Here is a 25,758-nt window from a genome sequence, read left to right on the forward strand (position 1 = left end):
GCGGCATTGGCGCTGTTTCCTGCCGCATAGGCAGCTCAGAAAAGAGGGGCATCCGTGGGTGGCGTATATGTCGCGTTTCCTGCCGCATAGGCAGCTCAGAAAGACACCAGTCCCAAAGACGCGCAAGACGAGGCGTTTCCTGCCGCATAGGCAGCTCAGAAAGCCCAGCAGGCCATCGTCGGCGCATTGGAGTAGTTTCCTGCCGCATAGGCAGCTCAGAAAAGCATCAGCACCACCGTGGCCGCCCAGGCAGCGTTTCCTGCCGCATAGGCAGCTCAGAAAATCGGCAGCCATGCGCTCCGCAGCCCGGCGGGGTTTCCTGCCGCATAGGCAGCTCAGAAATTGATGGCTTTTTGCAATTGAGCCAGCGCCCTGTTTCCTGCCGCATAGGCAGCTCAGAAACGGTCAAAGCCTGGGCGCTCCACGTAGTCGCGGTTTCCTGCCGCATAGGCAGCTCAGAAATGTCCTCGGCACACTGCTGGCACGGGTGGCACGTTTCCTGCCGCATAGGCAGCTCAGAAAAGCAGCCGGGCGGGGTAGGTGGTGGGTGCCGTGTTTCCTGCCGCATAGGCAGCTCAGAAATTGCCAATCGAGCCTGCCCGTGGCCAGGTGGTGTTTCCTGCCGCATAGGCAGCTCAGAAAGTCAGCATCACCCATGGCCACGTCGAGTGCGTGTTTCCTGCCGCATAGGCAGCTCAGAAAGAGAAATGCCCGAGCTGCGGCGCACAGGTTTTGTTTCCTGCCGCATAGGCAGCTCAGAAAAATCCGCCATCGTCGGCGTGATGCACGACATCGTTTCCTGCCGCATAGGCAGCTCAGAAAGCGCAGGCCCGCGCCGGAAATGCCCAGGCGCTGTTTCCTGCCGCATAGGCAGCTCGGAAAAGCACGGGCGGAGGCATCAGGTGGCGGTGTTTGTTTCCTGCCCCATAGGCAGCTCAAAAAATCATCAGCGGGCTGCAGGCCGCCCAGAGGCTGTCAAATACCGCCGCAAATACGCCCCCGTATGGCTGGCCGGATTCGCCGCCACCTCCTCGGGCGTCCCTTGCGCCACCACGCGCCCGCCGCCTGCGCCGCCCTGCGGCCCCATGTCGATGACCCAGTCCGCCGTCTTGATGACGTCCAGGTTGTGCTCGATCACGACCAGCGTGTTGCCTGCGTCGCGCAGGCGCGTGAGCACCTGCAAGAGCAGATCGACATCGGCAAAGTGCAGGCCGGTCGTCGGCTCGTCCAGGATGTAGAGCGTGCGCCCGGTATCGCGGCGCGAGAGTTCCTGCGCGAGCTTCACGCGCTGCGCCTCGCCGCCCGACAGCGTGGTGGCGCTCTGGCCCAGGCGGATGTACGACAGGCCGACTTCCAGCAGCGTCTGCAGCTTGCGCGAGATCGTCGGCACGTCCTTGAACAGCAAGTAGGCGTCCTCCACCGTCAGGTCGAGGATCTGCGCGATGTTGCGCCCCTTCCAGTGGACTTCCAGCGTCTCGCGGTTGTAGCGCTGGCCGTGGCACACGTCGCAGGGCACATAGACGTCGGGCAGAAAGTGCATCTCCACCTTGACCACGCCGTCGCCCTGGCAAGCCTCGCAGCGCCCGCCGCCTGACGCTTGCGCCACGTTGAAGGAAAACCGCCCCGGCCCATAGCCGCGCTCGCGCGCCGTGGTGGTTTCGGCCATCAATTCGCGGATCGGCGTGAACAGCCCCGTGTAGGTCGCCGGGTTGCTGCGCGGCGTGCGGCCTATAGGCGACTGATCGACGTTGATGACCTTGTCGAAGTATTCGATGCCCTCGATGGCGTCATGCTCGGCCGGCTCGTCGTGCGCGCGGTAGAGCTGGCGCGCCACGGCCTTGAGCAGGGTGTCGTTGACCAGCGTGCTCTTGCCCGAGCCGGATACGCCGGTGACGCAGGTCAGCAGGCCGACGGGGAAGGACACGCTCACGTCCTGCAGGTTGTGCCCGCGCGCGCCCAGCACGCGCAGCGCCTGCAGGCTGCCCTGCGTGGCGCGGTGCTCGGCCAGGCGCTGCTGGCGGCGCTGGCTGGCGGCGGTTTCGGGGAAGCGCGATTTTTTCGGCTTGGCGGGTGCCGCATCCTGACCTTCAGCGACCACCGGCAGCCAGGGCGTGCGCCGCGCTGGCACGGCGATTTTTTCTGGCCCGACAGGTACTGGCCGGTCAGCGATTGCGCGCTGGCGGCCAGATCGGCCGCCGTGCCCTGCGCCATGACGCGCCCGCCGTGTACGCCCGCGCCCGGCCCCATGTCGATCACGTGGTCGGCGGCGCGGATCATGTCCTCGTCGTGCTCGACCACCAGCACGCTGTTGCCAATATCGCGCAGCCGCGTGAGTGTGGCGATCAGCCGGTCGTTGTCGCGCTGGTGCAAGCCGATGCTGGGCTCGTCGAGCACGTACATGACGCCCGTGAGGCCGCTGCCGATCTGGCTGGCCAGGCGGATGCGCTGGGCCTCGCCGCCGCTCAGGGTGTCGGCGCTGCGCGCCAGGCTCAGGTAGGACAGGCCGACATCGTTGAGGAAAGTCAGGCGCGCGGCGATCTCGCGCACGATGCGCGCGGCAATCTCGGCCTTGGCGCCGGGCAGTTGCAACTGCTCGAACCAGGCCAGCGCATCGGCCAGCGTGTACGTGCTGATCTCGTGGATGGCCAGGGCCGCGCCGCCCTCGCCCACCTTGACGGCGCGCGCCTCGGGCCTGAGGCGCGCACCCGCGCAGGCCGGGCAGGGCTGGCACTGGCGATAGCGCGCCAGCTCCTCGCGCACCGTGGCGGAGTCGGTATCGCGCCAGCGCCGCTCCATGTTGGGGACGATGCCCTCGAAGGGGTGGTGCTTGACGATGGCCTCACCCTTGCGCTCGCCGCTGCCCAGCACGTAGGAGAAGGCAATCTCCTGCTCGCCCGAGCCGTGCAGCAGCACCTGTTGCACGTCCTGCGGCAACTGCTCGAAAGGCGCCTGCGCGTCGAAGCCGTAGTGCGCCGCCAGGCTCTCGATCATGGCGAAGTAATGGGCGTTGCGCCGATCCCAGCCGCGAATCGCGCCGCCGGCCAGGCTCAGTTCAGGGTGGGCGACGATGCGCGCCGGGTCGAACACCTCCACCTCGCCGATGCCGTCGCAGCGCGGGCAGGCGCCCGAGGGCGAGTTGAAGGAAAACAGCCGTGGCTCCAGCTCCGCCAGCGCGTAGCTGCACACCGGGCAGGCAAAGCGGCTGGAAAACAGATGCTCGGCGCCTGAGTCCATCTCCAGCGCCAGCACGCGCCCGGCGCCTTCGGCTGCGCCCACGCGCAGCACCGCCTCGATGCTCTCGGCCAGGCGCTGGCGTGCGTCGGGGCGCACCTTGAGGCGGTCGATAACGACATCGATGTCGTGCTTCTCGGTCTTTTTCAGCGGTGGCAGGTTCTCGGCTTCGACGATCTGCCCGTCGATGCGAAAGCGCACATAGCCCAGCTGCTGCATCTGCGCCAGCACTTCGGTGAACTCGCCTTTTTTCTGGCGCGCCAGCGGCGCCAGCAGCACCAGCCGCGTGTCCGGCGGCAGCGCCAGCACGGCGTCCACCATCTGGCTGACGGTCTGCGCCGACAGTGGCAGGCCATGCTCGGGGCAATAGGGCGTGCCGGCGCGGGCGTACAGCAGGCGCAGGTAGTCGTGTACCTCGGTCACCGTGCCCACGGTGGAGCGCGGGTTGTGGCTGGTGGCTTTTTGCTCGATGGCAATGGCCGGCGACAGGCCTTCGATCAGATCGACATCGGGCTTGTCCAGCCGGCCCAGGAACTGGCGCGCATAGCTCGACAGACTCTCCACATAGCGCCGCTGGCCCTCGGCGTACAGCGTGTCGAAGGCCAGGCTGGACTTGCCCGAGCCGGACAGCCCGGTGATGACCACCAGCCGGTTGCGCGGGATGTCCAGGTCGATGTTCTTCAGGTTGTGCGTGCGCGCGCCGCGGATGCTGATGCGCTGCTCGCGCAGGGCCTGGGCCAGATAGGCGCCGTGGCCGGCAGAGCGGTCGGTTGCGTCGTCGGGGGCAGGTTCACGGTGGGCGGGGCGGCGGCAAAACTGGTCATCATAGACAGCCATGCCGACCAGGGGCGGGCGTGCGCCACAACCCGCATTGCAGCCCTGTATTTTGTATGAAATCAGCCTCAAACCCAATACTGTCAAGCGCTAACAGCTATATAAAAAGAAGCGGAACACCCTGCGCCTCAGGGCGATCGCATCTAAATTTTGAGCCAATCTTGATGCAAAGTGCAGGCTCCTAAAGCCAACCGGATGCGACCTTGAGCCTGCTGCAACTGCTCCAACAAATTCCCGATCCCCGTGTGCAGCGCACCCGCCGCCATGAGCTCATCGACTTGCTGGCTATCGCCCTGTGCGCTACTGTCGCCGGAGCAGACAACTGGATCGAGACGGTGGAGTTTGCCCAGGCCCACCAGGCCTGGCTGCAACGCTTTTTGCGCCTGCCCTGCGGCATTGCCTCGCACGACACCTTCGCGCGGGTCTTTCGCCGCCTGGATCCACATGCACTCGAACAGGTCTTGCAGCAATGGCTCAAGGGTATGTCTGCGAGCGCCTCGGGCCATGTGGCCATCGATGGCAAGAGCGTGCGCAGCGCCCACCGCAAGGGCAAGGGTGCGCACCACAGTTTGCATTTGGTCAGCGCCTGGGCATCTGAGCAGCGCTTGCTGCTGGGCCAGCGCAAGGTCGATGGCAAGAGCAACGAGATCACGGCCATTCCTGAGTTGCTCAAGTTGTTGGACATTGGTGGGTGCACCATCACCATCGATGCCATGGGCTGCCAAAAAGCCATTGCCAAGCAAATCGCCGACCAAGGTGCCCACTACGTGCTCAGCCTCAAGGGCAATCAGCGGCACATGTTCAACGTGTGCAAGAAACACTTTGAAAGCGCTGAAGCTGACAGGGGCCAGCAAACGTTCAGTGACTCAGACAAAGGCCACGGGCGCATCGAGACGCGCAAGTACCAGGTGTCGGCACTGCCGCCGGCGCTGCAGCGTGCGGCCCAGCACTGGCCCCAGCTGCAAAGCGTGGTGCGCGTGGTGCGCACGCGCCAACTGCCAGGCCAAGAGCGAGTCGGCGAACAAACCAGCTACTACCTCAGCAGCCTGAGCGCACACACCAGCGCCCAGCAAATGGCGCAATACATCCGGGGGCACTGGAGCGTGGAAAACCAGCTGCACTGGAGCCTGGATGTGGGCATGGGCGACGACAGCGGTCTGAGCCAGAAAGACCACGCTGCGCACAACCAAGCGCTGCTCAGGCGCATAGCCCAGCAGATGCTGCAAGCCGACACCAGCGTGAAGGCCGGACTCAAGGCCAAGCGCAAACGCGCGGGCTGGGACTTGACCTACTTGGAGCGGGTCATGGAGCTATGCATTTAGATGCGATCGCCCTGCCCTGCGCCTGACGCGCCCATCGATCGCCGCCATGACCAGTCTGAACCAGCAGCGCACGCAAAAATACCTCCTCGCCCGCCGCCAGCACCCGGCCTGGCTGCTGCTGGCCTCGCGCCGCGCGCCGCTCATGCTCAGTTGCCTGGAGGCGCTGCTGGAGCACCAGCCCGGTGGCGTGCCGTTCGATGCGGCGGTGCAGGCGCTGGCCGACATGCTGGCCGCGCACGCCAACGACAGCGACTTCGAGATCGACCCGACCGACACCGCCGCCCAGGCCCGGCGCGAACTGCGTGAGTGGATCCGCCGCGCCCTCATCACCGAGCGCGAAGGTCGCATCTTCGAGACCGACGCGCTCAAGACCGCGCTGCGCTTCGTGGCCCAGCTCGACAGCCGCATGATGACCTCCACCGCCTCGCGCCTGGCGACGGTGCAGCGCGAGATCGACAACCTGGCCACTGCGCTCGACCCCGACCCCGAGCGCCGCGCCGCGCACCTGGAGCGGCGCCTGGCCGAGCTGCGCCAGCAAATCGACGACGTGCGCGCCGGGCGCGTGCAGCCGCTGGCACCGGCGCAAGTCATCGAAGGCATACGCGAGGTCTATACCCTGGCCAGCAGCCTGCGGGCGGACTTTCGCCGCGTGGAGGACTCCTGGCGCGAGGCCGACCGCGCGCTGCGCCAGGCCATCCTGAGCGCGCAGCAGCATCGCGGCGCCGTGATCGACCAGCTGCTGGGTGGCCACGCCGCGCTCTTGCACACGCAGGAGGGCCGGGTGTTCGAGAGCTTCCAGCAGCAGCTCGACGACCGGGCCGAGCTGGCCGACATGCGCGCGCACATCCGCGCCATCGACCAGCACCTGCTGGCCGGGCAGGCGCTGGACGATTTGCAGCGCAGCGAACTGCGCCTGCTGGTGCCCCAGCTCATCAAGGAAGCCAAGCTGGTGCAGGACGTGCGCGCGCGCAGCGAGCGCGAGGTGGCGCAGTTCATGAAGACCGGCCAGGCGGCGGAGAACCAGCGCGTCGGCCAATTGCTGGGCGACATCCTGAGCCAGGCCCTGGCCATCGACTGGAGCCGCCAGGCCACGCGCCGCAGCCCGGCGCCGCTGCTGCCGCTGTCGATCTCGCTGGCCAACCTGCCGCTGATCGAGCGCCTGCGCGCCAAGTCGCTCGATGGCGAGAGCGCCGCCGAACTGCTGCTGACCCACCAATACGCGCAACTGGCCGACATGGACGCCGAGTTCTGGCAGGCCTTCGAGGGGCTGGATACTGAGGCGCTGCGCCGGGACACGCTGGCGCTGCTGGAAGCGCGCGGCCGACCTTTGAGCCTGGCCGAACTGGCCCGCGCCCTGCCGCCGGGCGAGCACGATCTGGAGACGCTGGCGCAGTGGCTGGCCTGGGCGGGTGAGGGCGGGGGCGACGTGCAGGGGCTGGAGGTCGAGCAGGTCGAGCTTGAGGGCGCGGATGGGCGAGCGTGGCGGTTTGTGGTGCCGAGGGTGGAGGTGGCGGTGGAAGGGCTGCAGGCAAGACCGGGCTGATGCTCGTCAAGCCCGCAGCGGCTGCGTATCACTGTGGCCACATGGACCGAGGTGAAATTGGCCGTATGAATTTCAATTTCTAATTACTATACGGCCAATGGATTTCATCGCCTTGCCCGACAACGCTGTGCGTCAGGCCATCGACGCCTGTACCGTGTTCGAGGAGCATGCCCGCGTGCGGCGCGAAGGTGAACGCTTTCAGGGAGGGATGTACTGGAAGCGCCAGGGGGTGTACGAATACCTGGTGCGCACCGACAGAAACAACGGCCAGCACCGCATCGGCCCGCGCAATGCCGAAACGCAACAGGTGTATGCCGAATTCACCGAACGCAAGCAAGCCGTGCAGGAGCGGCTGCGCTCTCTGAACGATGCCTTGCGCGAAGCCGAGCGCATGAACAAGGCCGTCAAGGCAGGCAGGGTGCCGGCGACCGTGATTGCCGTGCTGCAGGCCCTGCACGACGCGGGCCTGGGCGCGCATTTCATCGTGGTCGGTACCCATGCCCTGTACGCCTACGAAGCTGCTGCAGGGGTGCGCATCGTCCAGGGTGCCCTGGCGACGCAGGATGTGGATTTGCTATGGGACGCACGCAAGCGGGTGCGTTTTCTGACCGACCTGCAAAAAACCGGGGTGTCCATGCTGGGCGTGCTGCAGCGCGCGGACAAGAGCTTTCAGCGCAAGGCAGGGCAGAACGAGACGGCCATCAACGACAGGGGCTTCGAGGTGGACTTTCTGCGCCGCATGGCACAGGGCGATGATCCCCACCCTTTCCGGTTCTCTGCCGACGAGGATGATCTATGGCCCGTGCAAGCCCTGCGAGCCAACCGCCTGGCCCAGGCACCGGCATTCGAGCAGATCGTCATGGGCGCCAATGGAAAAATGGCCTATATGCGGACTGTGGCGCCGGGCGATTTCATCGCCTTCAAGCGCTGGATGGCCGCCGAGGCGCCGCACCGCCCGCCCGCCAAGCGCCGCCGCGACCAGCGCCAGGCCGACATCGTGCAGGCCTTGCTCGATGAAGGGCTGTTGTTGCCAGAATCAGGCCCTGTGTGACGCATGACGGGCCTGGGCGTGCGCAGATCTTGGCGATGCGCCGGTTGGTTTTGCCACAGTCCACCAGTACCGCCACGCGGGTGTCCCTGCTCCAGCATGGCAAGGCTTATCGGCACATTCTCCGTGGCGGGATAAATTGAATTTTTCACATGGCAGCCGTACGTTATCCGGACATTTGTGAGATTTTTTAGCCAGGGAGCAGCCCATGAACAGTCCATCCCTCGCCAAGACCGAGCGCATCGACGTCCGCACCAGCGGGCCTGCCAAACAGCTGCTGCAGGAAGCCGCGCGCGCCAGCCATAAGAACGTCAGCGAATTCCTGCTCGACGCCGGCCTCACGGCAGCGGCGCAGACGCTGGCCGATCGGCGCCAGTTTCTGCTCGACGAGGCGCAGTGGCAGGCGTTCGAAGCCGCCCTCGATCGCCCGGTACAGCACAAGCCGCGCCTGCAAGCGTTGCTGCGCGAGTCAGGATTCCTCGGTTGAGCCAGCGCTACACGGCCATCCGCAAGCTGGCTGCCAGCGACCGGACTGAAGGCTTTGACTGCGGCCAGCCGGCGTTGAACCAGTTTCTGCAACGCTACGCGCTGGTCAACCAGAAAGCCCACAACGCCCAGACCTACGTCTGCTGCCAGCAGGACGTGGTGGTCGGCTTCTACAGCCTGAGCGTTGGCAGCGTACAGCCGCAGGTGGCACCACAGCGGGTCATGCAAGGCATGGCGCGCCACCCGGTGCCGGTGATGTTGTTGGCGCGGCTGGCCATCGACCTTGCGCATCAACGCCAGGGCCTGGGACGGGCGCTGCTCAGGGACGCCCTGCTGCGCACGGCGCAGGCGGCCGACATTGCCGGCATCCGCTACCTGCTGGTACACGCCAAGGACGGAGCCGCCCGGCGCTGGTACGAGGGCTGGGAGTTCGAGCCCAGTCCGACAGACTCCTACCATCATCTGTTCCTGCTGCTCAAGGATTTCAAGGCGCTGGTGGCCTGAAGCCTGAAGAGCCAATGATGCAAGCAGTTCTGCTCCCAATTGCACATGCCCGCTTCTTCCGACCTCTTCGACCAATGGGCCGCCGCGCTCCGGCCCAGCGCCGCCGCCGCCGACGACGGTGAACCCGCACCGCAGCCCCGCGCCGCGCCGGCGCCCGCCACCCCCAGCCCCTGCGCCGCGCCCTGCAGGAGCTTTTGAAAGCGGGCCTGCTGGAGCAGGCCGCCAAGCCGCAGCTGTTTCGCCAGATTGCCAGCAACACGGCGCGTGTCGATGCGCTGCTGGAGCCGCTGGATCTGCAGGTGCGCGTGGACGACCTGCGCGGCCTGGCCTATGTGGCCGTGGCGCCCGGCTGGCAGGCCGACGATGCCCAGGAGGACGAGTGGACGCACCCGCTGGTGCGCCGCCAGCGCCTGACGTTGGAGCAGTCGCTGCTGCTGGCCGTGCTGCGCCGCGAATTCCTGCAGCGCGAGCAGGAGGGCGGCCTGGGCGTGGCGGTGCGGCTGGGCCTGGACGGCCTGCTGGCCCAGCTGGAGATCTACCTGGGCGCCACCGGCAGCGACATGCAAGACCGCAAGCGCCTGCTGGAGCTGCTGGACAAGCTGCGCGCGCATGGCGTGGTATCCGAGGTGGATGCCCAGGATCAGCTCACCATCCGCCCCATGATCGTGCATCTGGCAAACCCGGAGAACCTGCAGGCGCTGCTGGTGCATTTGCGGGAGCTGGGGCAGGCGGGAGCATCCAGAGCATCATGAGCACCGGGCAAGACGCCTGCGGCAGCTCTGGCAGCGCCGCAGTCGCACATCCCATAATCACGGCGACCATGGCCGCTGACCTGCAAGCCCTCAAGCCCGAACTGTCTGCCCTGTGCCGCCGCTACCGCGTACGGCGCCTGGATGTGTTCGGCTCTGCGGCAACCGGCACCGCGCACGCCGGCAGCGATATCGACCTGCTGGTGGAGTTCGAGCCCATGAAAGAAGGCTATGCCGACGCCTACTTCGGCCTGCTGAGCGCCCTGCAATCCCTGTTGCACAAGCCCGTCGATCTGGTGGTGGACAGTGCCATTCGCAACCCCTATTTCCGCCAATCCGTCGAAGCCAGCCGCGCGCCCCTGTATGCAGCTTGAGCACGCCAAATACCTGTATGACATTCAATACGCCAGCGGGCTGCTGGCCGAGTTCGTGCAGGGCAAGACGTGGCAGGACTACGAGGCCAACGCCATGCTCCGCGCTGCGGCGGAACGGCAGTTCGAGATCATCGGCGAAGCGTTGGCGCAGTTGGCCAGGCGCAACGGCGCCCTGGTGGAAGGCATCAGTGAATATCGCCGCATCATTGCCTTTCGCAACCTGCTGATCCACGGCTACGCCCAGGTGGATGACAGGCTGGTGTGGGATGTGGTGCAAACCCGTTTGCCCACCCTGCGCCAGCAGGTCAACGCCCTGCTGCAGCCCGATTGAGGATGACCCCTTCCAGCTACCGCCTGCACGCCCTGCACCTGTACAACTGGGGCGCCTTCTCGGGCCGCCACCGCGCCGAGTTCGATGCCGGCAACACGGCCATCCTGGGCGCCACCGGCAGCGGCAAGACCACGCTGATCGACGCGCTGATGACGCTGCTGTGCCAGCACCCGCGCTACAACCTGGCCTCGACCGGCGGGCACGAGAGCGACCGCGACCTGGCCAGCTACGTGCGCGGCGCCAGCGGCCAGGGCCTGGCCAGCGACGGCGGCGCACCGGTGGCGCGCCCCGGGCGCTGCGTGACGGGGCTGGCGGCGCAGTTCGTGCGCGAAGGCCGTGCCGGCGAGGGCGACGGCAGTCAGCGCGACGAGCTGACCCTGGGCGCGCTGCTGTGGTTCGATGGCAGCGCCAGCAGCGCGGCCGAGATGAACAAGCGCTGGTTCTTTGCGCGCGGCGCCGGCCACGGGCTGGACGCCTGGCTGGAGGAGCACCACGGCGGCGGCGTGCGGGCGCTGGCCCGGCTGGAAAAATCCAGCGACGGGCTGCAGATGTTCAGCAGCAAGAGCGCCTACCTGGCGCGGGTGCAGCGCTTCTTCGAGGTCGGCGCCAACGCCTTCACCCTGCTCAACCGCGCGGCGGGCTTGAAGCAGCTCAACAGCATCGACGAGATCTTCCGCGAACTGGTGCTCGACGACCACAGCGCCTTCGATGACGCGCTCAAGGTGGCGGCCAGCTTCGACGAACTGGCCGCCATCCACGCCGAGCTGGACGTGGCCAACCGGCAATACCTGGCGCTGCTGCCGCTGCGCGAATTGGCTGCCAGCGAAGCCGCGCAGTCCGCCGCCGTGGCCGAGCAGCAGGACTTGCAGGCGCTGATTGCGCCCTGGTTCGCGCGCCAGGGCGTGCGGCTGTGGGGCGCGCGCGCCGCCGCGCTGGATGCGGCCTTGCAGGCGCTGCAGGCGCAGCTGGACAGCGCGCAGCAGCAGATCGACGCCGCGCGCCAGCAGGAGCAGGAGCTGCTGGCGCTGTACCTGGGCGCCGGCGGCGCCGGCATCGAAGACCTGCGCCGCGAGCTGGCCGCGCAGCAAAGACTGCTGGCCGAGCGCCAGAGCCACGTGCAGCAATACCGGCAACTGGCGCGCCAGCTGCAGCTGGACTGGCCCGAAGCCTTGAGCGCCGCCGCGCTGGCCGCGCACCAGGCGCAAGCTGCGCCGGCGCTGGCGCAATTGGACGCGCGCCAGCAGGCCCTGCAGGCCGCCGCCGAAGACGCCATTGCCCAGGAGCATCAGCAGCGCGCCACCCTGCAGGCGCTGCGCGAGCAGGAGCAGGCCGTGCGCCAGCGCCCCGGCTCCAACGTACCGCCGCAGTTCCAGCAATACCGCGCCCAGCTCGCCGCCGAGCTGGCGCTGGCCGAGGATGCGCTGCCCTTCGTCGCCGAACTGATCGAAGTGCCGGCTGCCGAACGCGCCTGGCGCGGCGCCATCGAGCGCGCCCTGGGCAGCCAGCGCCTGCGCATCCTGGTGCCGCCGCAGGCCATCGACCGGGCGCTGGCCTGGGTAAACCAGCGCCACAACCATTTGCACGTGCGCCTACTGGAGGCGCGCACGCCGGCGCAGCCACCCGTGTTCTGGGACGACGGCTTTGCCGCACGGCTGCAGCTCAAGGCCCACGCGCTCCAGGGCGCGCTGCGCCAGTTGCTGACCGAGCTTGATCGCCACTGCGTGGACAGCCCCGAGGCGCTGCGCGCCACGCCGCACACCATGACGGCGCAGGGCTTGATGTCGGGCCGCGCGCTGCACTTCGACAAGCACGACCACAAGCGCCTCGACCAGGACTGGATGACCGGCTTCGACAACCGCGACCGGCTGGCGCAGTTGCATGAACAAATTCAGGCGCAAACCCAGTCCTGGCAAGCGCTGACAGCTATCAAGAAAGAAGCATTGCAAAGCCAGGCCGAGGCCGCTCAGCAGCGCCAGTTGTGGGCCAGCCTGCAGGCATTGCGCTTCGATGCGCTGGACGTGGCCGGCGTGCAGCAGCAGGCGGCGGTGACGCAGGCGCGGCTGGCTGCGCTGCTCGACCCGCAGTCCGACACCGCCCAGGCGCAGGCGCGCCACGAACAGGCGGCCCAGGTGCGCGCCGCGCTGGAGGAGGCGCGCCGCCAGCTCGACCAGCGCCAGGCCGCGCAGCAACTGGAGCTGCGCCAGGCGCACCTGCAGCACGAGCGCTGCGCCGCCCGCGTGCCGGGCGACGAGCCCACGGCGCAGCAGGACGCTGCGCTGCGCCGCTGGCTGCGCATCACACCGGACTGCGAGCAGCTGCAGGAGCAGGAACGCCAGGCCCAGCAGCGCGCCGCCGAGCAACTGGCGCAGCAGCAGCGCCGCCTGGCCGAGCTGCACAAGGACATCATTCGCCAGATGGCGCGCGCGCAAAAAGAAGACCGTGGCGCGCTGGCCGACCAGCCGCAGGAGGTGCCGGCGCTGGCGCCCTACCTGCAGCGCCTGCAGTCGCTGGAGGAAGAAGCCCTGCCCGAAAAGCGCCAGCGCTTCCAGGACTATCTGAACCAGGCGTCCGACCAGGGCGTCAGCACGCTGCTGGGCGGCATCGACGCGCAGGTGGACGTGATCGTCGAGCGCCTGGCGCAGCTCAACCAGACGCTGGCGCGGGTGGACTTCCACAGCGGGCGCTACCTGCAGCTGCACCCGCAGCCCATCGTTCACCCCAGCCTGCAGGAGCTGGAGCGCTGCCTGCGCAAGCTGCGCAGCGACCGCCACATCGACGACGGCGGCCAAGCGCACTTTCGCGCCCTGCATGCCATGGTGGAGCTGCTGCGCGAGCACGCCGGCGCCAGCCGCCGCACCAAGGCCGCCCAGGCGCTGCTGGACGCGCGCTACCGCCTGCAGTTCGCCGTACACGTGCTCGACCGCGCCAGCGGCCAGGTGCTGGAGCGGCGCACCGGCTCGCAGGGCGGCAGTGGCGGCGAGAAGGAAATCATTGCCAGCTACGTGCTCACCGCGTCACTGTCCTACGCGCTGTGCCCGCCGGGGCGCAGCCTGCCGCTGATGGGCTCCATCGTGCTGGACGAGGCGTTCTCCAAAAGCTCCCAGGCCGTGGCCGCGCGCATCATCCAGGCGCTGCACGAGTTCGGCCTGCACGCGCTGTTCGTCACGCCCAACAAGGAACTGCGCCTGCTGCGCCAGCACACCAGAAGCGCCGTGCTGGTGCAGCGGCGCGGCGCCCAGGCGCTGCTGGCCAGCCTGTCGTGGCAGGAGATCGGCGCACGCGCTCAGCAGCACGCCAGCACGGCGGGTTTCATGCAAAAAACGCTGGAAACCGTTGACCAGCAAGCGCCAGAAGCTATTGATTTTGGAGCATCTGCATGAAATCGCCCCTGGCGCTGGCCGAACATCTGGCGCGCCAGTGGCAGCGCGCCGACTGGCGCGAGCGGCACATCCTGCAGGCCAGGAGCGCCTGGCCGCTGCGCCTGTCCATCGGCGCGCCCAGCGCGCGCCAGTTCCGCGACGACGGGCCGGCCATTGCCCAGCACCTGCAGGCCTGGCGCGCCATCGCGCAGCAGGGCCTGGGTGCGCTGCAATGGAGCGAGCGCCGCTACCAGGCCGGCGCCGCGCCGGTGCTGCTGCCGCTGCAGTGGGAGCTGGCGCGCCCCTCGCAGCTGCTGGCCGCCATCGAGACCCTGCGGCCCGCCGGCCACGCGCAACTGCGCGCCGACTGGAGCGCGCTGCAGCAACTGCTGGCGCAGACCGATGCGCGCTTGCACCGCCTGCTGCTGCGCCGCCCGGCGCTGTGGCGCGACACGCCCACGCAGCAGGTCGTGGCTGCCGCCTGCCTGGCGCTGCAACTGGCCCCTGGCTGCGCCCAGGGCCGGCCCTTGCGCGCGCTGGCCGTGGCGGGCAACGACAGCAAGTTCTTCGAGCGCCACGCCAGCTTGCTGACCGCGCTGCTGGACGTGCTGTTCGACGGCGAGGCCAGCCGCCAGGGCCTGGGCGCCTTTCTGGGCGCCAGCGCGGGCGACGAGCACTGGCTGCTGCTGTGCCCGCTGGCGCCGGGCCTGCTGCCCTTCGAGCGCCAGCGCGTGGCGGCCAGCGAGTTGCGCCAGCGCGCCCTGCCGGTGCAGGCCGGGCGCATCCTGCTGGTGGAAAACGAACGCTGCCTGCACCTGCTGCCGCGCCCGCTGGCCGGCACGGTGGCGGTGCTGGGGGCCGGGCTGAATCTGGCCTGGCTGTGTGCGCCCTGGCTGCAGCAGCGCCGCATCGCCTACTGGGGCGACATCGACACCTGGGGCCTGGCCATGCTGGCGCGCGCCCGCGAGCATTTGCCGGCGCTGCAGCCGCTGCTGATGGACGCGGCCACCTTCGAGCGCCACGCCGAGCGCGCCGTGGCCGAGCCGGTCACTGCCCCGCCGCCGCAGGGCGGCCTGCTGCCGGCGCCGCAGCAGACTTTGTTCGAGCACCTGCAGGGGCTGGCGCGGGGCCGGCTGGAGCAGGAGTTTCTGGACGGCGAATGGGTGCGGGCTGCGGTCGAGGGTTGGGCGCTGGGTGGCTGAACGGAAAATGAAAGGCTCGCCGCACCCACCCCGCAGTCCCGCTGGCGCGCGCACTGCGCAACTGAAACCGTCCTCCGTACCGTGAACCCACCAAGCCATCGCCCAGCCCGGTCGAGTAAACGCGTGCAGCGCACGGCTTGCCCCGCGCGGGTGCGCCCCTGGATGCGCAACCTGGATAACGCGCCATGCCCGGCTGGCTGACGGTTGGCCACTTGGCGCAGCCAGCGGGAGCAGCGCTGGCATGACCGCACCCGCCGCCGCGCCCGCCAGCTCCTCCACCCCGCGCGCCACCGACGTGGCGCTGCTGGCCAGCGTCTTCGTCATCGCCGCCTGCGGCCTGCTGTACGAGCTGGCCGCCGGCGCGCTGGCGTCGTACCTGCTGGGCGACTCGGTGCTGCAGTTCTCCACCATCATCGGCACCTATTTGTTTGCCATGGGCGTGGGCTCGTGGCTGTCGCGCTATTTCGAGCGCCAGCTGCCGGCGCATTTTCTACGCATAGAACTGCTGGTAGCCCTTGTGGGTGGTGCGCTGCCAGCTATTCTTTTCATAGTGAACGCACATGTGCCGGGGGCCTTCCGGGTGCTGCTGTACACCCTGGTGCTGCTGGTGGGCACGCTGGTCGGGCTGGAGATCCCGCTGGTCATGCGCATCCTCAAGCGCAACGTGCGGCTGCAGGAGCTGGTCAGCCAGGTGCTGACGTTCGACTACCTCGGGGCGCTGGCGGTGTCGCTGGCCTTTCCGCTGCTGCTGGTGCCGCAGCTGGGGCTGGTGCGCACGGGCTTTCTGTTCGGCTTCATGAACGCGGCCGTGGCGGTGTGGGCGCTGTGGCTGTTTCGCCATGAGCTGCGCCAGTTCCGCGCCCATGCGCTGGCCTGCGCCGCCGTGCTGGCCGCGTTGGCTGCCGGGCTGCTCGGCGCCGAGCAGCTCACGCGCTTTGCCGAGGACAAGTTCTACCAGGATCGCATCATCTTCAGCCAGGCCACGCCCTACCAGCGCATCGTGCTGACCCAGGGCCGCCAGGGCCTGCGCCTGTACTTGAACGGCAACCTGCAGTTCGCCGAGAGCGACGAGTACCGCTACCACGAGGCGCTGGTGCATCCGGCCATGGCGGCGCACGGCGGGCCGCGCCGCGTGGCCGTGCTGGGCGGGGGCGACGGCATGGCGGTGCGCGAGATCCTGCGCTACCCCTCGGTGCAGTCGGTCACGCTGGTCGAGCTCGACCCGGCCATGACGCGGCTGTTTGCCGACAACCCGCAGCTGGCACGCCTCAACGGCGGCGCGCTGCACGACGCGCGCGTGCAGGTGGTCAACCAGGATGCCTTCCAGTGGCTGCAGCAGCCCGATCTGGGCCACTTCGATGTCATCGTGGTGGACTTTCCCGACCCGACCAACTTCGCCATCGGCAAGCTCTACACCGACAGTTTTTACGCCCTGCTGCGCCAGCACCTGGCGGCCAGCGGCCATGCGGTGGTGCAGACCACCTCGCCGCTGGTGGCGCGCCAGAGTTTCTGGACGGTGGTGACGACCATCGAGGCTGCCGGCCTGCAGGCCGTGCCCTACCACGCCCACGTGCCCAGCTTTGGCGAATGGGGCTACGTCATCGCCAGCCAGCGGCCCTGGCGCGCGCCGCGCGAGCTGCCCGCCGGCCTGCGCTTTCTGGACGCGGCCACGCTGCCCCTGCTGCTGGACTTCCCGCGCGACATGGCGCGCGTGCCGGCGCCGGTCAACCGCCTGTCCAACCAGGCGCTGGTCCACAGCTACGAGCAGGAATGGGGCCGGGTCGGGCATTGAGCGGCATTGGCCATAGGCCACTGCCTGGTAAGCGGATTCGTGACAATTGGATACGTCCTGTCCTTCCTACCGTGAACTGCATGCTGCAGCCGCTGTCCTCGTTTTTTCTGCTCGACCCCAGCGCCAACGCCTACAGCGTCTTTTTCAGCCACGACCCCTGGCTGGTGGCACTGTCGGTGCTGCTGGCGATCTTCCTGTCCATCATGGCCATGAACCTGGCCGGGCTGGCGCTGAGCACGCCGGACGCGGGCAGCCGCCGCATCGTCATCGCCACCGGCGCGCTGGCGCAGGGCGCCGGTGTCTGGGCCATGCACTTCGTGGGCATGTTGGCGCTGGACTTGTGCGCCTCCGGGCGCTTCGACCCTTGGGTCACGGCAGTGTCGGTGCTGCCCAGCGTGCTGGCCGCCTGGGCGGCGCTGACGGTGCTGGCACGCGAGCGGGTGACTACGGCGTCGCTGCTGCTGGGCGGGCTGCTGCTGGGCGCGGGCATCGGGCTGATGCACTACATGGGCATGGAGGCCTCGCAGTTTGCCTCGCTGATGCGCTACGACGTGGGCGGCTTTGCCTTTTCCATCGGGTTCGCCGTGGCCGTGGCCTGCACGGCGCTGTGGCTGCGCTTTCGGCTGGAGCGCGTGGCCAGCCTGTCGCGCCGCATGGCCACCACCATCGGCGGCATCGTCATGGGCCTGGCCATTGCCGGGATGCACTACATCGCCATCGCCGCGCTGCGCGTGGTCAACTCGCCCGCCACCCTGGCGCCTGTGGTGGCCGACCGCGAGCCGACCTACATGGCCGTGGCCATCGCCCTGCTGGCGCTGGTGGTGGCCCTGGGCACGACCAGCGTCAATGTGAACCTGCGCGCGCGCCGGCTGCTGCGCGAGGCGCGCGCCAGCGAGTCGCGCCAGCGCGCCATCCTGGATACCGCCGTCGATGGCGTGATCCTGATCGACGGCGGCGGCATCGTGCAATCCTTCAATCCGGCTGCCGAGCGGCTGCTGGGCTGGCGCGCCGACGAGGTGCTCGGGCGCAACGTCACGATGCTCATGCCCGAGCCGCACCGCTCAGCGCACGATGGCTACCTGCAGCGCCACCTGGCCACTGGCCACGCCTCCATCATCGGCACCGGGCGCGACGTGCAGGCGCAGCGCAAGGACGGCACGCTGGTGCCCATGCGCCTGGCCGTGGGCCGGGTGCAGCAGCCGGGCAAGCCGCTGTTCGTCGGCTTCCTGACCGACCTGACCGAGCGCCAAGCGCTGGAGCGCCAGCGCCTGCTGGGCGCGCAGCAGCTCAAGGCGCTGGTGGACAACCTGCCCGGCGTGGCCTTTCGCTGCCGCCGCCAGGCCGGCTGGCCGATGGAATTCATCAGCGAGGCAGTGCTGGCGCTGACCGGCTGGGGCGCGCAGGATTTCCTGCAGGGCACGATCGACTTCGCCCGCATCATCCACCCGCAGGATCTCGAGAGCACCGACGAGGAGGTCGAACACGCCCTGCGGCGCGGCCAGCCCTACCGGGTGAGCTACCGCATCATCACGCGCGCTGGCTGCACGCGCTGGCTGTCCGAGCACGGGCGCGGAGCTGCCGACGAGAGCGGCGTGGTGCGCTGGCTCGACGGGGTGATCCTGGACATCACCGACGTCAAGGCGCGCGCCGCCGAGTTCGAGGGCACGGTGGCGGCCATCAACCGCTCCAAGGCCAGCGCCGAGTTCAGCACCGACGGCTATCTGCTGCACGCCAACGACAACTACCTGGCCCTCATGGGCTACACGTTCGATGAGGCCATCGCCCGGCCACACAGCGACTTGTGCCTGCCGCAGGATGCGGCCAGCGACAGCCACGGGCCGTTCTGGCAGGAGCTGCTGGCCGGCAACTTCCAGTCCGGCGAATACCAGCGCGTGGGCAAGGACGGGCGCGAGGTCTGGCTGCACGCCACCTACAACCCCATCCTGGATGCCGAAGGCCGGGTCGACAAGATCATCCAGTACGCCACCGACCTGAGCCAGCGCCGCGCCATGGAGCAGGACTTGCGCGCCGCCAAGGAGCGCGCCGAGGCGGCGGCTGCCGCGCAGGCCAGTTTCCTGGCCAACATGAGCCACGAGATCCGCACGCCGATGAACGCCATCCTCGGCTTCACCGAGGCACTGCTGGACTCGCCCCTGCAGCCAGCGCAGCAGCGCCAGCTGCGCACCGTGCACCAGTCGGCGCGCTCGCTCTTGCGCCTGCTCAACGAAATCCTGGATGCCGCCAAGCTGGACAAGGGCGCGGTGCAGCTGGAGCTGCGCCCGTTCGACCTGCGCGAGCTGTGCGAGCAGACGCTGGCCACGCTGCACATCCAGGCGCGTGCCAAGAGCCTGGCGCTGCAGCTGGAGTACCCGCAGGACGTGCCCCGGCACTGGCAGGGCGACAGCCTGCGCGTGCAGCAGGTGCTGCTGAACCTGCTGGGCAACGCCGTCAAGTTCACTCACCAGGGGCAGGTGCAGCTGAGCGTGTCCCGCTCGGGCAGCGGCGTGCGGCTGCAGGTGCAAGACAGCGGCATCGGCATGGATGAGGCGGCGCTGGCGCGCCTGTTCGACCGCTTCTCGCAGGCCGACGCCTCGACCACGCGGCGCTATGGCGGCACCGGCCTGGGCACCAGCATCGCGCGCCAGCTGGTGGAGCTGATGAACGGGCGCATCGAAGTGCGCAGCGAAGTCGGCCAGGGCAGTTGCTTTACCGTCCACCTGCCGCTGCCGGTGGCGCAGCCCCAGCAGATGCCAAGCGTGCAGGAGCAGGCGCAAAGCCTGCCGCAACTGCCGCCGCTGCGCGTGCTGGGGGTCGATGACGTGGCCTCCAACCTGGAGCTGCTGGAGATCGTCATGCAGCGCATGGGCCATGGGCTGGTGCGTGCCGAGGACGGCGCGCAGGCGCTGGCACTGTTCGGGCGCGAGCGCTTCGACATCGTGCTGATGGATTTGCACATGCCGGTCATGGACGGGATGCAGGCGGCGCGGCACATGCGCGCCTGGGAGCGCAGCCAGGGCCGCCCGCGCACGCCCATCATCGCCCTGTCGGCCAGCGTGCTCGACCAGGACAAGCGCGACGCGCTCGCCAGCGGCATGGACGGCTTTGCCGACAAGCCGCTGGAGCCGGCGCGGCTGCTGGCCGAGATGGCGCGCTGCCTGGATCTGCAGCCCGTGCCGGCGCCCGCGTCCGCTCAGCCGCATCCGCATCCGCATCCGCATCCGCATCCGCATCCGCTCCTGCAGCCGCTCCTGCCGGGGGCAGCGCCAACAGTGCCGCGCCTGCTGCCGCAGCCGCTGCTGAGTTCATCGCACCGGCCATCGATTGGCAGCGCGGCCTGTCGCTGTGGGGCTCGCAGCCGGCGCTGCTGGCGGCCATCGACCGGCTGGTGCAGGGCGGCGCTGGCCTGGCCGATCTGCAGGCCGCTGCCCAGTCAGGCGATGCCCTGGCACTGGCGGCTGGCGCGCACCGCCTGCGCGGGGCGGCGGCCAATCTGGGGCTGGTGGCGCTGCAGGCTGCCGTGCAGCGCCTGGAGGCCGCAGCTGGCGACGCCGCGCAGCGCCAGCCGCTGCTCGATGCCGTGCAGCAGGCGTTGCAGCAGGTGCGCCAGGAGCTGGCTGGGCACCAGCCGGATTTGCCGCCTGAGGCCGCTGCCGCGCCGCCGCCTGGGCAGGAGCACACGCTGGATGCAGCGGCACGCACGCGCGTGCAGCAGGCCGTGGCCGCTGCCTCGGCGGCACTGGCTGGCGGCGAGTTGCACGAAGCAGCGCTGCAGACCTTGCAGGAGCTGCTGCCGCCAGCGCGGCTGCAGCTCCTGCAGGACGCGCTGGATGCCTTTGATTTTGATGCCGCCCGTCTGCAGTTGGACGGGCTGCGAGAGCTGATGGAAAAGGAAACCGCATGACCGCCCCCGTCGATCGCCGCCCGCGATTGCTGCTCGTCGATGACGAGCCGACCAACCTGCAGGTGCTGCGCCAGATCCTGCAGCAGGACTACCGGCTGCTGTTTGCCACCGACGGCGCCCGCGCGCTGGAGCTGGCCCGGGCGCAGCAGCCCGATTTGATCCTGCTGGACGTGATGATGCCGGGCATGGACGGCCTGGCCGTGTGCCAGGCGCTCAAGGCCGAGGCTGTCAGCGCCGCCATCCCGGTCATCTTCGTGACCGCGCTGTCCGACAGCCTGGATGAGGCGCGCGGCTTCGATGTCGGCTGCGTGGACTACATCAGCAAGCCCGTCAGCGCCCCGGTGGTGCGCGCGCGCGTGCGCACCCACCTGTCGCTGGTGCGCATGGACGAGCTGCGCGAGAGCCGGATGCAGGTCATCCAGCGCCTGGGCCGCGCCGCCGAGTACAAGGACAACGAAACCGGGATGCACGTCATCCGCATGAGCCACTTCGCGCGGCTACTGGCGCTGGCCGCCGGCTGCGATGCCCAGTGGGCCGACGACCTGATGCACGCTGCGCCCATGCACGACGTGGGCAAGATCGGCATCCCCGACGCCATCCTGCAAAAGCCCGGCAAGCTGACCAGCGAGGAGTGGGCGGTCATGCGCACCCACCCCGAGGTGGGCGCCCAGATCATCGGCGAGCACCCTTCGGGCGTGCTGCGCCTGGCGCGCTCGCTGGCCCTGGAACACCACGAGAAATGGGACGGCAGCGGCTACCCGGCCGGCCTGGCCGGCGAGGCCATCAGCCTGGAGGCGCGCATCGTGGCGCTGGCCGACGTGTTCGACGCGCTGACCAGCGAGCGGCCCTACAAGGCCGCCTGGCCGGTCGAGCAGGCCATGGCCCTGATCACCGAGCAGGCCGGCCAGCACTTCGACCCGGCGCTGGTGGCGCTGTTCGTTCCGCTGCTGCCGCAGTTGCTGCAAGTGCGCCAGCGCTGGGCCGACTGAGCGGCAGGCTGCCCGTGCGCCGGCGCGTCCTTCTGGCGGCTGCCCCGCTGCTGGCCCTGGCCGGCTGCCAGCCGGCACGCGCACCCCTGGCGGGGGCTGGCAAGGCATGGACATGGCGCGCGGCCATGCGCTGCGCGAGCGTCTGGCGCAGGGTCTGGCGGTGCTGCCCGACGTGCAGCGGCGCACCGGCGTGCTGATCGCCGGCGCTGGCGTGGCCGGCCTGGCGGCGGCGCGCGCGCTGCGCCTGGCCGGTGCGCCGGACTGTGCCGTGCTGGAGCTGGAGGACAGCGCTGGCGGCAACAGCCGCGCCGCCAGCGTGCAAGGCCTGCCCTGCCCGATGGGCGCGCACTACCTGCCAGTGCCGGGCGAGCACGCGCCCGAAGTGCAGGATCTGCTGGAAGAACTCGGCCTGCGCCAGCGCATCGCCGGGCGCTGGCACTACGGCGGCCCGGCAGGCCGGCACCTGGTGCATAGCCCGCAGGAGCGCCTGTACCTGCACGGCCACTGGCAGGAGGGCCTGCTGCCACTCGCCGGCGTGGGCCGCGCCACGCTGGCGCAGTACCGGCGCTTTGCCGCGCGCGTGCGCGAGTTGGCGCAGGCCGCGCCGTTTGCCATGCCGGCCCTGCGCGGCTGGAAGCAAAATCAGCCGCAAAGCCCCGTCCATCAAGCGCTGGATGCTATGTTTTTTGCGGATTGGCTGGGCCGCGAGGGCCTGGACGATGCCTATCTGCGCTGGTACCTGGACTACTGCTGCCGCGACGACTACGGCGCCGGCGCGGCCCGCGTCTCGGCCTGGGCCGGCATCCACTATTTCGCCAGCCGGCACGGCTTTGCCGCGCCCGGCGAGGACGCCGGCGAGGAGCATGGCGTGCTGACCTGGCCCGAGGGCAACGGCTGGCTGACGCAGCGCCTGGCTGCGCCGCTGCTGGCACAGGGGCAGTTGCACGCCGGGCGCAGCGTGCTGCGCATCGCCGAGGGCCGGCATGGCGTCGAGGTGGACTGCCTGGTACACGCCAGCGGCCAGGTCGAGCGCTGGCAGGCGGCGCGCTGCATCGTCGCGCTGCCGGTGTTCGTCGCCGCGCGCGTCGTGGCCGAGGGCGCGCCGGCCTTTCTGCCCGAGGCGGCGCGGCGCCTGTCTTGGGCGCCCTGGCTGGTGGCCAACCTGCGCCTGGACAGCCCGCTGACCGACGTGCCCGGCGCCGCGCCAGCCTGGGACAACGTGCTCCACGCCGACACCGTGCCCGGCGGCCTGGGCTACGTCGATGCCGGCCACCAGCGCCTGGCTGGCGGTGCGCTGCTGACCGGCCCGGTGGTGCTGACCTATTACCAGGCGCTGGGCGATGCGCCCGATGCACGCCAGCGGCTGCTGCAGCAGGACTGGCAGCACTGGGTGCAGCCGGTGCTGGCCTCGCTGGCCGGCGCGCATCCGGATCTGCCCGGGCGCGTCACGCACGCGCAGCTCACGCGCTACGGCCACGCCATGTCCATCCCGACGCCTGGATTGCAGCAATTTTTGAGTCAAATCGGCACTTTGCCCATGCCAGACAAGCGCTTCCAGCTATCAAACGGAGAGCGAACCAGAACCCTGCCGACGCCGCGCAGCGCCCGGCTGCTGTTCGCCCACGCCGACTGGTCGGGCTATTCGGTGTTCGAGGAAGCCTTCACGCGCGGCCATGCGGCGGGGCTGGCGGCGGCGTAGGTCAGCGCGGCAACTGACGCAGGAAATCCAGCAGCGCCGCGTTGACCGGCTGCGGATGCGTCAGGTTGGGCGCGTGGCCGGCGCCCGGGATGACCACCATGCGCGCATCGGGCAGGCTGGCCGCCATGGCGCGGGCGCGCTCGATGTCGATGGCCTGGTCGGCATCGCCGTGGATGACCAGCGCCGGCGCCTGGATGCGGGCGATCTCGCCGCTGATGTCGTCGCGCGAGGCCAGCGTGGTGAAGGCTGCCAGCAGGTCGCCGGGCTGCATTTGCTGCCACTTGGCGCGCCAGGCGGCAGCGCCCTCCCAGCCCTGGCCCAGGATGATGTGCTCGATGCCCACGGCGCGCTCGTCGGACAGGCCGGACTGCAGCCACTCCTGCACGATCATCTGGTGGCCGGCCATCTTGTGCTCCTCCTCGGGCAAGGCCTGGGTGTCGATCAGCACCAGGGCGCGCACGGCATCCGGGTGGCGCAGCGCCGCGCGCAGCGACAGATAGCCGCCCTGCGACATGCCGGCAAACACCGCGCGCTGCACGCCCAGGTGTGCCAGCAGGGCCACGGCGTCATCCGCTGAGTCGTAGTAGCTGAAGGGCGCGCATTCGCCGGTGGCCGTCTGGCCGTGGGCGCGCTCGTCCCAGCAGATGCAGCGCCAGCCGAGATTGGCCAGCGCCTGCACCTGCGGCGCGAACATGCTGCTGTCCATCAGCAGGCCGTGCGAGAAAAGGATGGCCGGGCCGTCGCCGCCGGTGTCCTCGTAGTACAGACGCTGGCCGTTGACCTGGGCGTGGGGCATGTGTGTCTCCTGTCGTTGTCGGTGGTTGAAAAAGCTGCAGGGCGCCATGCTTGGGCTGCCGGCGCCGGCGTGCAGTCGCGCAGGGGACATGCCGGGGACGTGCCAGGGGCCACCCGGATGCCCTGGCCTGCCTGGCAAGCACCCGGCCCCGGCTTCAGCGCATGGCGAATGATTCGCGGTGCAGCCGCCAGGGCCGCTGCCGCGCTTGCCCGGCCAGCGCATCGCCCAGGCCCGGCGGGCCGCAGAACCAGATGTCCAGCGCGCCGGGCGTGGCCGCCAGATCGGCGGGCGCAAGGCGCTGGCCGCGCGCGGCGTCATGCACCGTGAGCCGCACCGGCGGGCTGGCCTGGGCGCACAGGGCCTGCAGGGTCGGCAGCAGCACATCGGCTGCGGCGTCGCGCGTGCAGTAGTGCAGCTGCGCCGGCTGGGCGCCCGCCGGGGCCGCGTCGCCCTGGCGCGCTTCCAGCAGGGCCAGGAAGGGCGTGATGCCGACGCCGGCGGCCACCCAGACCTGCTGGCGCTGCCCGGCGCCCACGCCGTCGAAGCGGCCATACGGCCCTTCGATGTCCAGCGCCTGCCCGGCGCGCAGCCGCTGGCGCAAGCTGCGGGTGTAGTCGCCCAGCGGCTTGATGACCAGGCGCAGCAGCTCCTGCCCGTCAGCCGCGCGGCCCAGGCTGGCCGGGGCGCTGGCGATGGTGAAGGGGTGGGCGCCCTCGCTGCGCTCGAAGCGCACGAAGGCGAACTGCCCGGCGCGGTGCCCCGGCCAGGACGGGGCCACGGCGCACAGCACCTGCAGCGGCGCATCGGCCCCCTCGCCCAGCGCCTGCACGGACTCGATGCGCGCGGCGTGGCGGCGCGGCAGCCCAACCAGGCCGGCCAGCGACCACAGCGCCGCCGCACTGCCCAGAGCCAGCAGCACACCCATCAGCAGGCCGGCTGGCTGGCTCCACCAGGCCAGCGGCGTCAGCGCCACGCTGTGCAGCGCCAGCGCCAGGAACAGCAGCGGCATGGCGCGGTGCAGCACGCGCCAGGGCCGGTAGGCCAGCAGCCGGGTCAGCAGCGTCAGCGCCACGGCGGCCAGCAGCAGATAAAAGGCCCATTCACCCACGTCCTTGGCCAGGCCGCGGCTGTCCGCCAGCCAGGGCAGGACGGCATCGCGTGCCGGCTTGCCGGCGCGGCCCCACAGCGCCGTCATCCAGCCCGACGATTCCTTGACGCCCCAGTGCGCCAGCGCGGCCAGCGCCGCGCCGATGCCGGCCCACTTGTGCAGGCGGTAGGCCTGATCCATGCCGCCCAGCAGCCACTCGGCCAGCGGCAGGCGCAGCGCCAGCAGCAGGGTCAGCGCCATCAGGCCGATGGACAGCAGGCCGCTCAGGTACAGCAGTTGGCGACGCAGCTCCCAGACGCCGCTGGCCACGCCCTGGGCATCAACCAGCGGGCCGATGGCGGGTGCGACCGCCAGCCAGGCCAGGGTCAGGATCAACAGGGTCAGGGCGAGGGCGCTGCGGGCGCGCATGGGGTGCTCCTTTCAGGGGGTGGGCGGGATGAGTCAGCTTTGTTTTTGATAGCTGACAGCGCTTGCTGGGCAAGGGTTTTCG

General features: G+C 69.5%; 16 protein-coding genes, 3 pseudogenes and 1 CRISPR repeat array (1 of these 20 running past the window's edge). Of the genes and pseudogenes, 16 read left to right on the forward strand and 3 right to left on the reverse strand.

What is annotated here, in order from left to right; all coding sequences use genetic code 11:
- A CRISPR array of direct repeats spans positions 1-942; the repeat unit is 28 nt; unit sequence GTTTCCTGCCGCATAGGCAGCTCAGAAA (it extends 406 nt beyond the left edge of the window).
- Between the two features lie 4 nt (positions 943-946).
- Positions 947-4,068, reverse strand: a pseudogene (uvrA, locus tag IDM45_RS14330) (excinuclease ABC subunit UvrA).
- Between the two features lie 200 nt (positions 4,069-4,268).
- On the opposite strand from uvrA, the gene IDM45_RS14335 reads away from it, so the two are divergent.
- From IDM45_RS14335 to IDM45_RS14405, 16 genes and pseudogenes are all read left to right on the forward strand, one after another.
- Positions 4,269-5,387, forward strand: coding sequence for an ISAs1 family transposase (locus tag IDM45_RS14335; protein ID WP_209422546.1), 1,119 nt, complete (start codon positions 4,269-4,271; stop codon positions 5,385-5,387).
- Between the two features lie 46 nt (positions 5,388-5,433).
- Positions 5,434-6,930, forward strand: a complete 1,497-nt coding sequence (locus IDM45_RS14340) for a DUF3375 domain-containing protein (protein ID WP_209423450.1) — start codon at positions 5,434-5,436, stop codon at positions 6,928-6,930.
- 112 nt (positions 6,931-7,042) lie between these two features.
- A complete protein-coding gene (locus IDM45_RS14345; protein ID WP_232653845.1) occupies positions 7,043-7,981 on the forward strand; it encodes a GSU2403 family nucleotidyltransferase fold protein in 939 nt (312 codons plus the stop codon).
- Positions 7,982-8,186: 205 nt separating this feature from the next.
- Positions 8,187-8,465: a type II toxin-antitoxin system TacA family antitoxin gene (locus tag IDM45_RS14350; protein ID WP_209423452.1), complete on the forward strand. Its 279-nt coding sequence runs from the start codon at positions 8,187-8,189 to the stop codon at positions 8,463-8,465.
- A complete protein-coding gene (locus IDM45_RS14355) occupies positions 8,462-8,968 on the forward strand; it encodes a GNAT family N-acetyltransferase (protein ID WP_209423453.1) in 507 nt (168 codons plus the stop codon). The genes IDM45_RS14350 and IDM45_RS14355 overlap by 4 nt, the downstream gene beginning before the upstream one ends.
- 45 nt (positions 8,969-9,013) lie before the next feature.
- Entirely contained in the window at positions 9,014-9,166 is a 153-nt protein-coding gene (locus IDM45_RS14360) for a hypothetical protein (protein ID WP_209423454.1), read from the forward strand.
- Positions 9,163-9,720 carry a DUF4194 domain-containing protein gene (locus tag IDM45_RS14365; protein ID WP_209423455.1) on the forward strand — a complete coding sequence of 186 codons (558 nt, stop codon included), beginning with the start codon at positions 9,163-9,165 and terminating at the stop codon, positions 9,718-9,720. Before IDM45_RS14360 ends, IDM45_RS14365 begins: the two co-directional genes overlap by 4 nt.
- 68 nt (positions 9,721-9,788) lie before the next feature.
- Positions 9,789-10,091, forward strand: coding sequence for a nucleotidyltransferase family protein (locus tag IDM45_RS14370; RefSeq protein ID WP_209423456.1), 303 nt, complete (start codon positions 9,789-9,791; stop codon positions 10,089-10,091).
- Positions 10,081-10,422, forward strand: coding sequence for a HepT-like ribonuclease domain-containing protein (locus IDM45_RS14375; protein ID WP_209423457.1), 342 nt, complete (start codon positions 10,081-10,083; stop codon positions 10,420-10,422). The genes IDM45_RS14370 and IDM45_RS14375 overlap by 11 nt, the downstream gene beginning before the upstream one ends.
- Before the next feature lie 2 nt (positions 10,423-10,424).
- Complete coding sequence (locus IDM45_RS14380) at positions 10,425-13,802, forward strand: ATP-binding protein (protein ID WP_209423458.1); 3,378 nt, start codon at positions 10,425-10,427, stop codon at positions 13,800-13,802.
- Positions 13,799-14,983, forward strand: coding sequence for a Wadjet anti-phage system protein JetD domain-containing protein (locus tag IDM45_RS14385; protein WP_209423459.1), 1,185 nt, complete (start codon positions 13,799-13,801; stop codon positions 14,981-14,983). Before IDM45_RS14380 ends, IDM45_RS14385 begins: the two co-directional genes overlap by 4 nt.
- Positions 14,984-15,224: 241 nt before the next feature.
- The gene (locus IDM45_RS14390; RefSeq protein ID WP_209423460.1) at positions 15,225-16,775 is read left to right on the forward strand and encodes a polyamine aminopropyltransferase; all 1,551 of its coding nucleotides are present in this window, start codon (positions 15,225-15,227) and stop codon (positions 16,773-16,775) included.
- Between the two features lie 323 nt (positions 16,776-17,098).
- A pseudogene (locus IDM45_RS14395) lies at positions 17,099-19,858 on the forward strand (PAS domain S-box protein); the annotation flags it as partial.
- A gap of 302 nt (positions 19,859-20,160) precedes the next feature.
- Positions 20,161-20,676, forward strand: a complete 516-nt coding sequence (locus tag IDM45_RS17775; protein WP_325169010.1) for an Hpt domain-containing protein — start codon at positions 20,161-20,163, stop codon at positions 20,674-20,676.
- The gene (locus IDM45_RS14400; protein WP_209423461.1) at positions 20,673-21,665 is read left to right on the forward strand and encodes an HD domain-containing phosphohydrolase; all 993 of its coding nucleotides are present in this window, start codon (positions 20,673-20,675) and stop codon (positions 21,663-21,665) included. The genes IDM45_RS17775 and IDM45_RS14400 overlap by 4 nt, the downstream gene beginning before the upstream one ends.
- A 14-nt stretch (positions 21,666-21,679) precedes the next feature.
- Positions 21,680-23,364: pseudogene (locus tag IDM45_RS14405) on the forward strand (FAD-dependent oxidoreductase).
- Position 23,365: 1 nt separating this feature from the next.
- Here the strand turns inward: IDM45_RS14405 and IDM45_RS14410 are convergent.
- Entirely contained in the window at positions 23,366-24,160 is a 795-nt protein-coding gene (locus tag IDM45_RS14410) for an alpha/beta fold hydrolase (RefSeq protein ID WP_209423463.1), read from the reverse strand.
- Positions 24,161-24,314: 154 nt separating this feature from the next.
- Entirely contained in the window at positions 24,315-25,676 is a 1,362-nt protein-coding gene (locus IDM45_RS14415) for a ferredoxin reductase family protein (protein ID WP_209423464.1), read from the reverse strand.
- Between the last annotated feature and the right edge of the window lie 82 nt (positions 25,677-25,758).

Source organism: Melaminivora jejuensis (assembly GCF_017811175.1).
GTDB lineage: Bacteria > Pseudomonadota > Gammaproteobacteria > Burkholderiales > Burkholderiaceae_C > Melaminivora > Melaminivora jejuensis.

Coding starts and splice junctions, on each gene's coding strand:
- IDM45_RS14410 (WP_209423463.1), bottom strand. CDS start 24,160: ATGCCCCACGCCCAGGTCAACGGCCAGCGTCTGTACTACGAGGACACC.
- IDM45_RS14400 (WP_209423461.1), top strand. CDS start 20,673: ATGACCGCCCCCGTCGATCGCCGCCCGCGATTGCTGCTCGTCGATGAC.
- IDM45_RS14375 (WP_209423457.1), top strand. CDS start 10,081: ATGCAGCTTGAGCACGCCAAATACCTGTATGACATTCAATACGCCAGC.
- IDM45_RS14380 (WP_209423458.1), top strand. CDS start 10,425: ATGACCCCTTCCAGCTACCGCCTGCACGCCCTGCACCTGTACAACTGG.
- IDM45_RS14385 (WP_209423459.1), top strand. CDS start 13,799: ATGAAATCGCCCCTGGCGCTGGCCGAACATCTGGCGCGCCAGTGGCAG.
- IDM45_RS14370 (WP_209423456.1), top strand. CDS start 9,789: ATGGCCGCTGACCTGCAAGCCCTCAAGCCCGAACTGTCTGCCCTGTGC.
- IDM45_RS14340 (WP_209423450.1), top strand. CDS start 5,434: ATGACCAGTCTGAACCAGCAGCGCACGCAAAAATACCTCCTCGCCCGC.
- IDM45_RS14415 (WP_209423464.1), bottom strand. CDS start 25,676: ATGCGCGCCCGCAGCGCCCTCGCCCTGACCCTGTTGATCCTGACCCTG.
- IDM45_RS14390 (WP_209423460.1), top strand. CDS start 15,225: ATGACCGCACCCGCCGCCGCGCCCGCCAGCTCCTCCACCCCGCGCGCC.
- IDM45_RS14360 (WP_209423454.1), top strand. CDS start 9,014: ATGCCCGCTTCTTCCGACCTCTTCGACCAATGGGCCGCCGCGCTCCGG.
- IDM45_RS14350 (WP_209423452.1), top strand. CDS start 8,187: ATGAACAGTCCATCCCTCGCCAAGACCGAGCGCATCGACGTCCGCACC.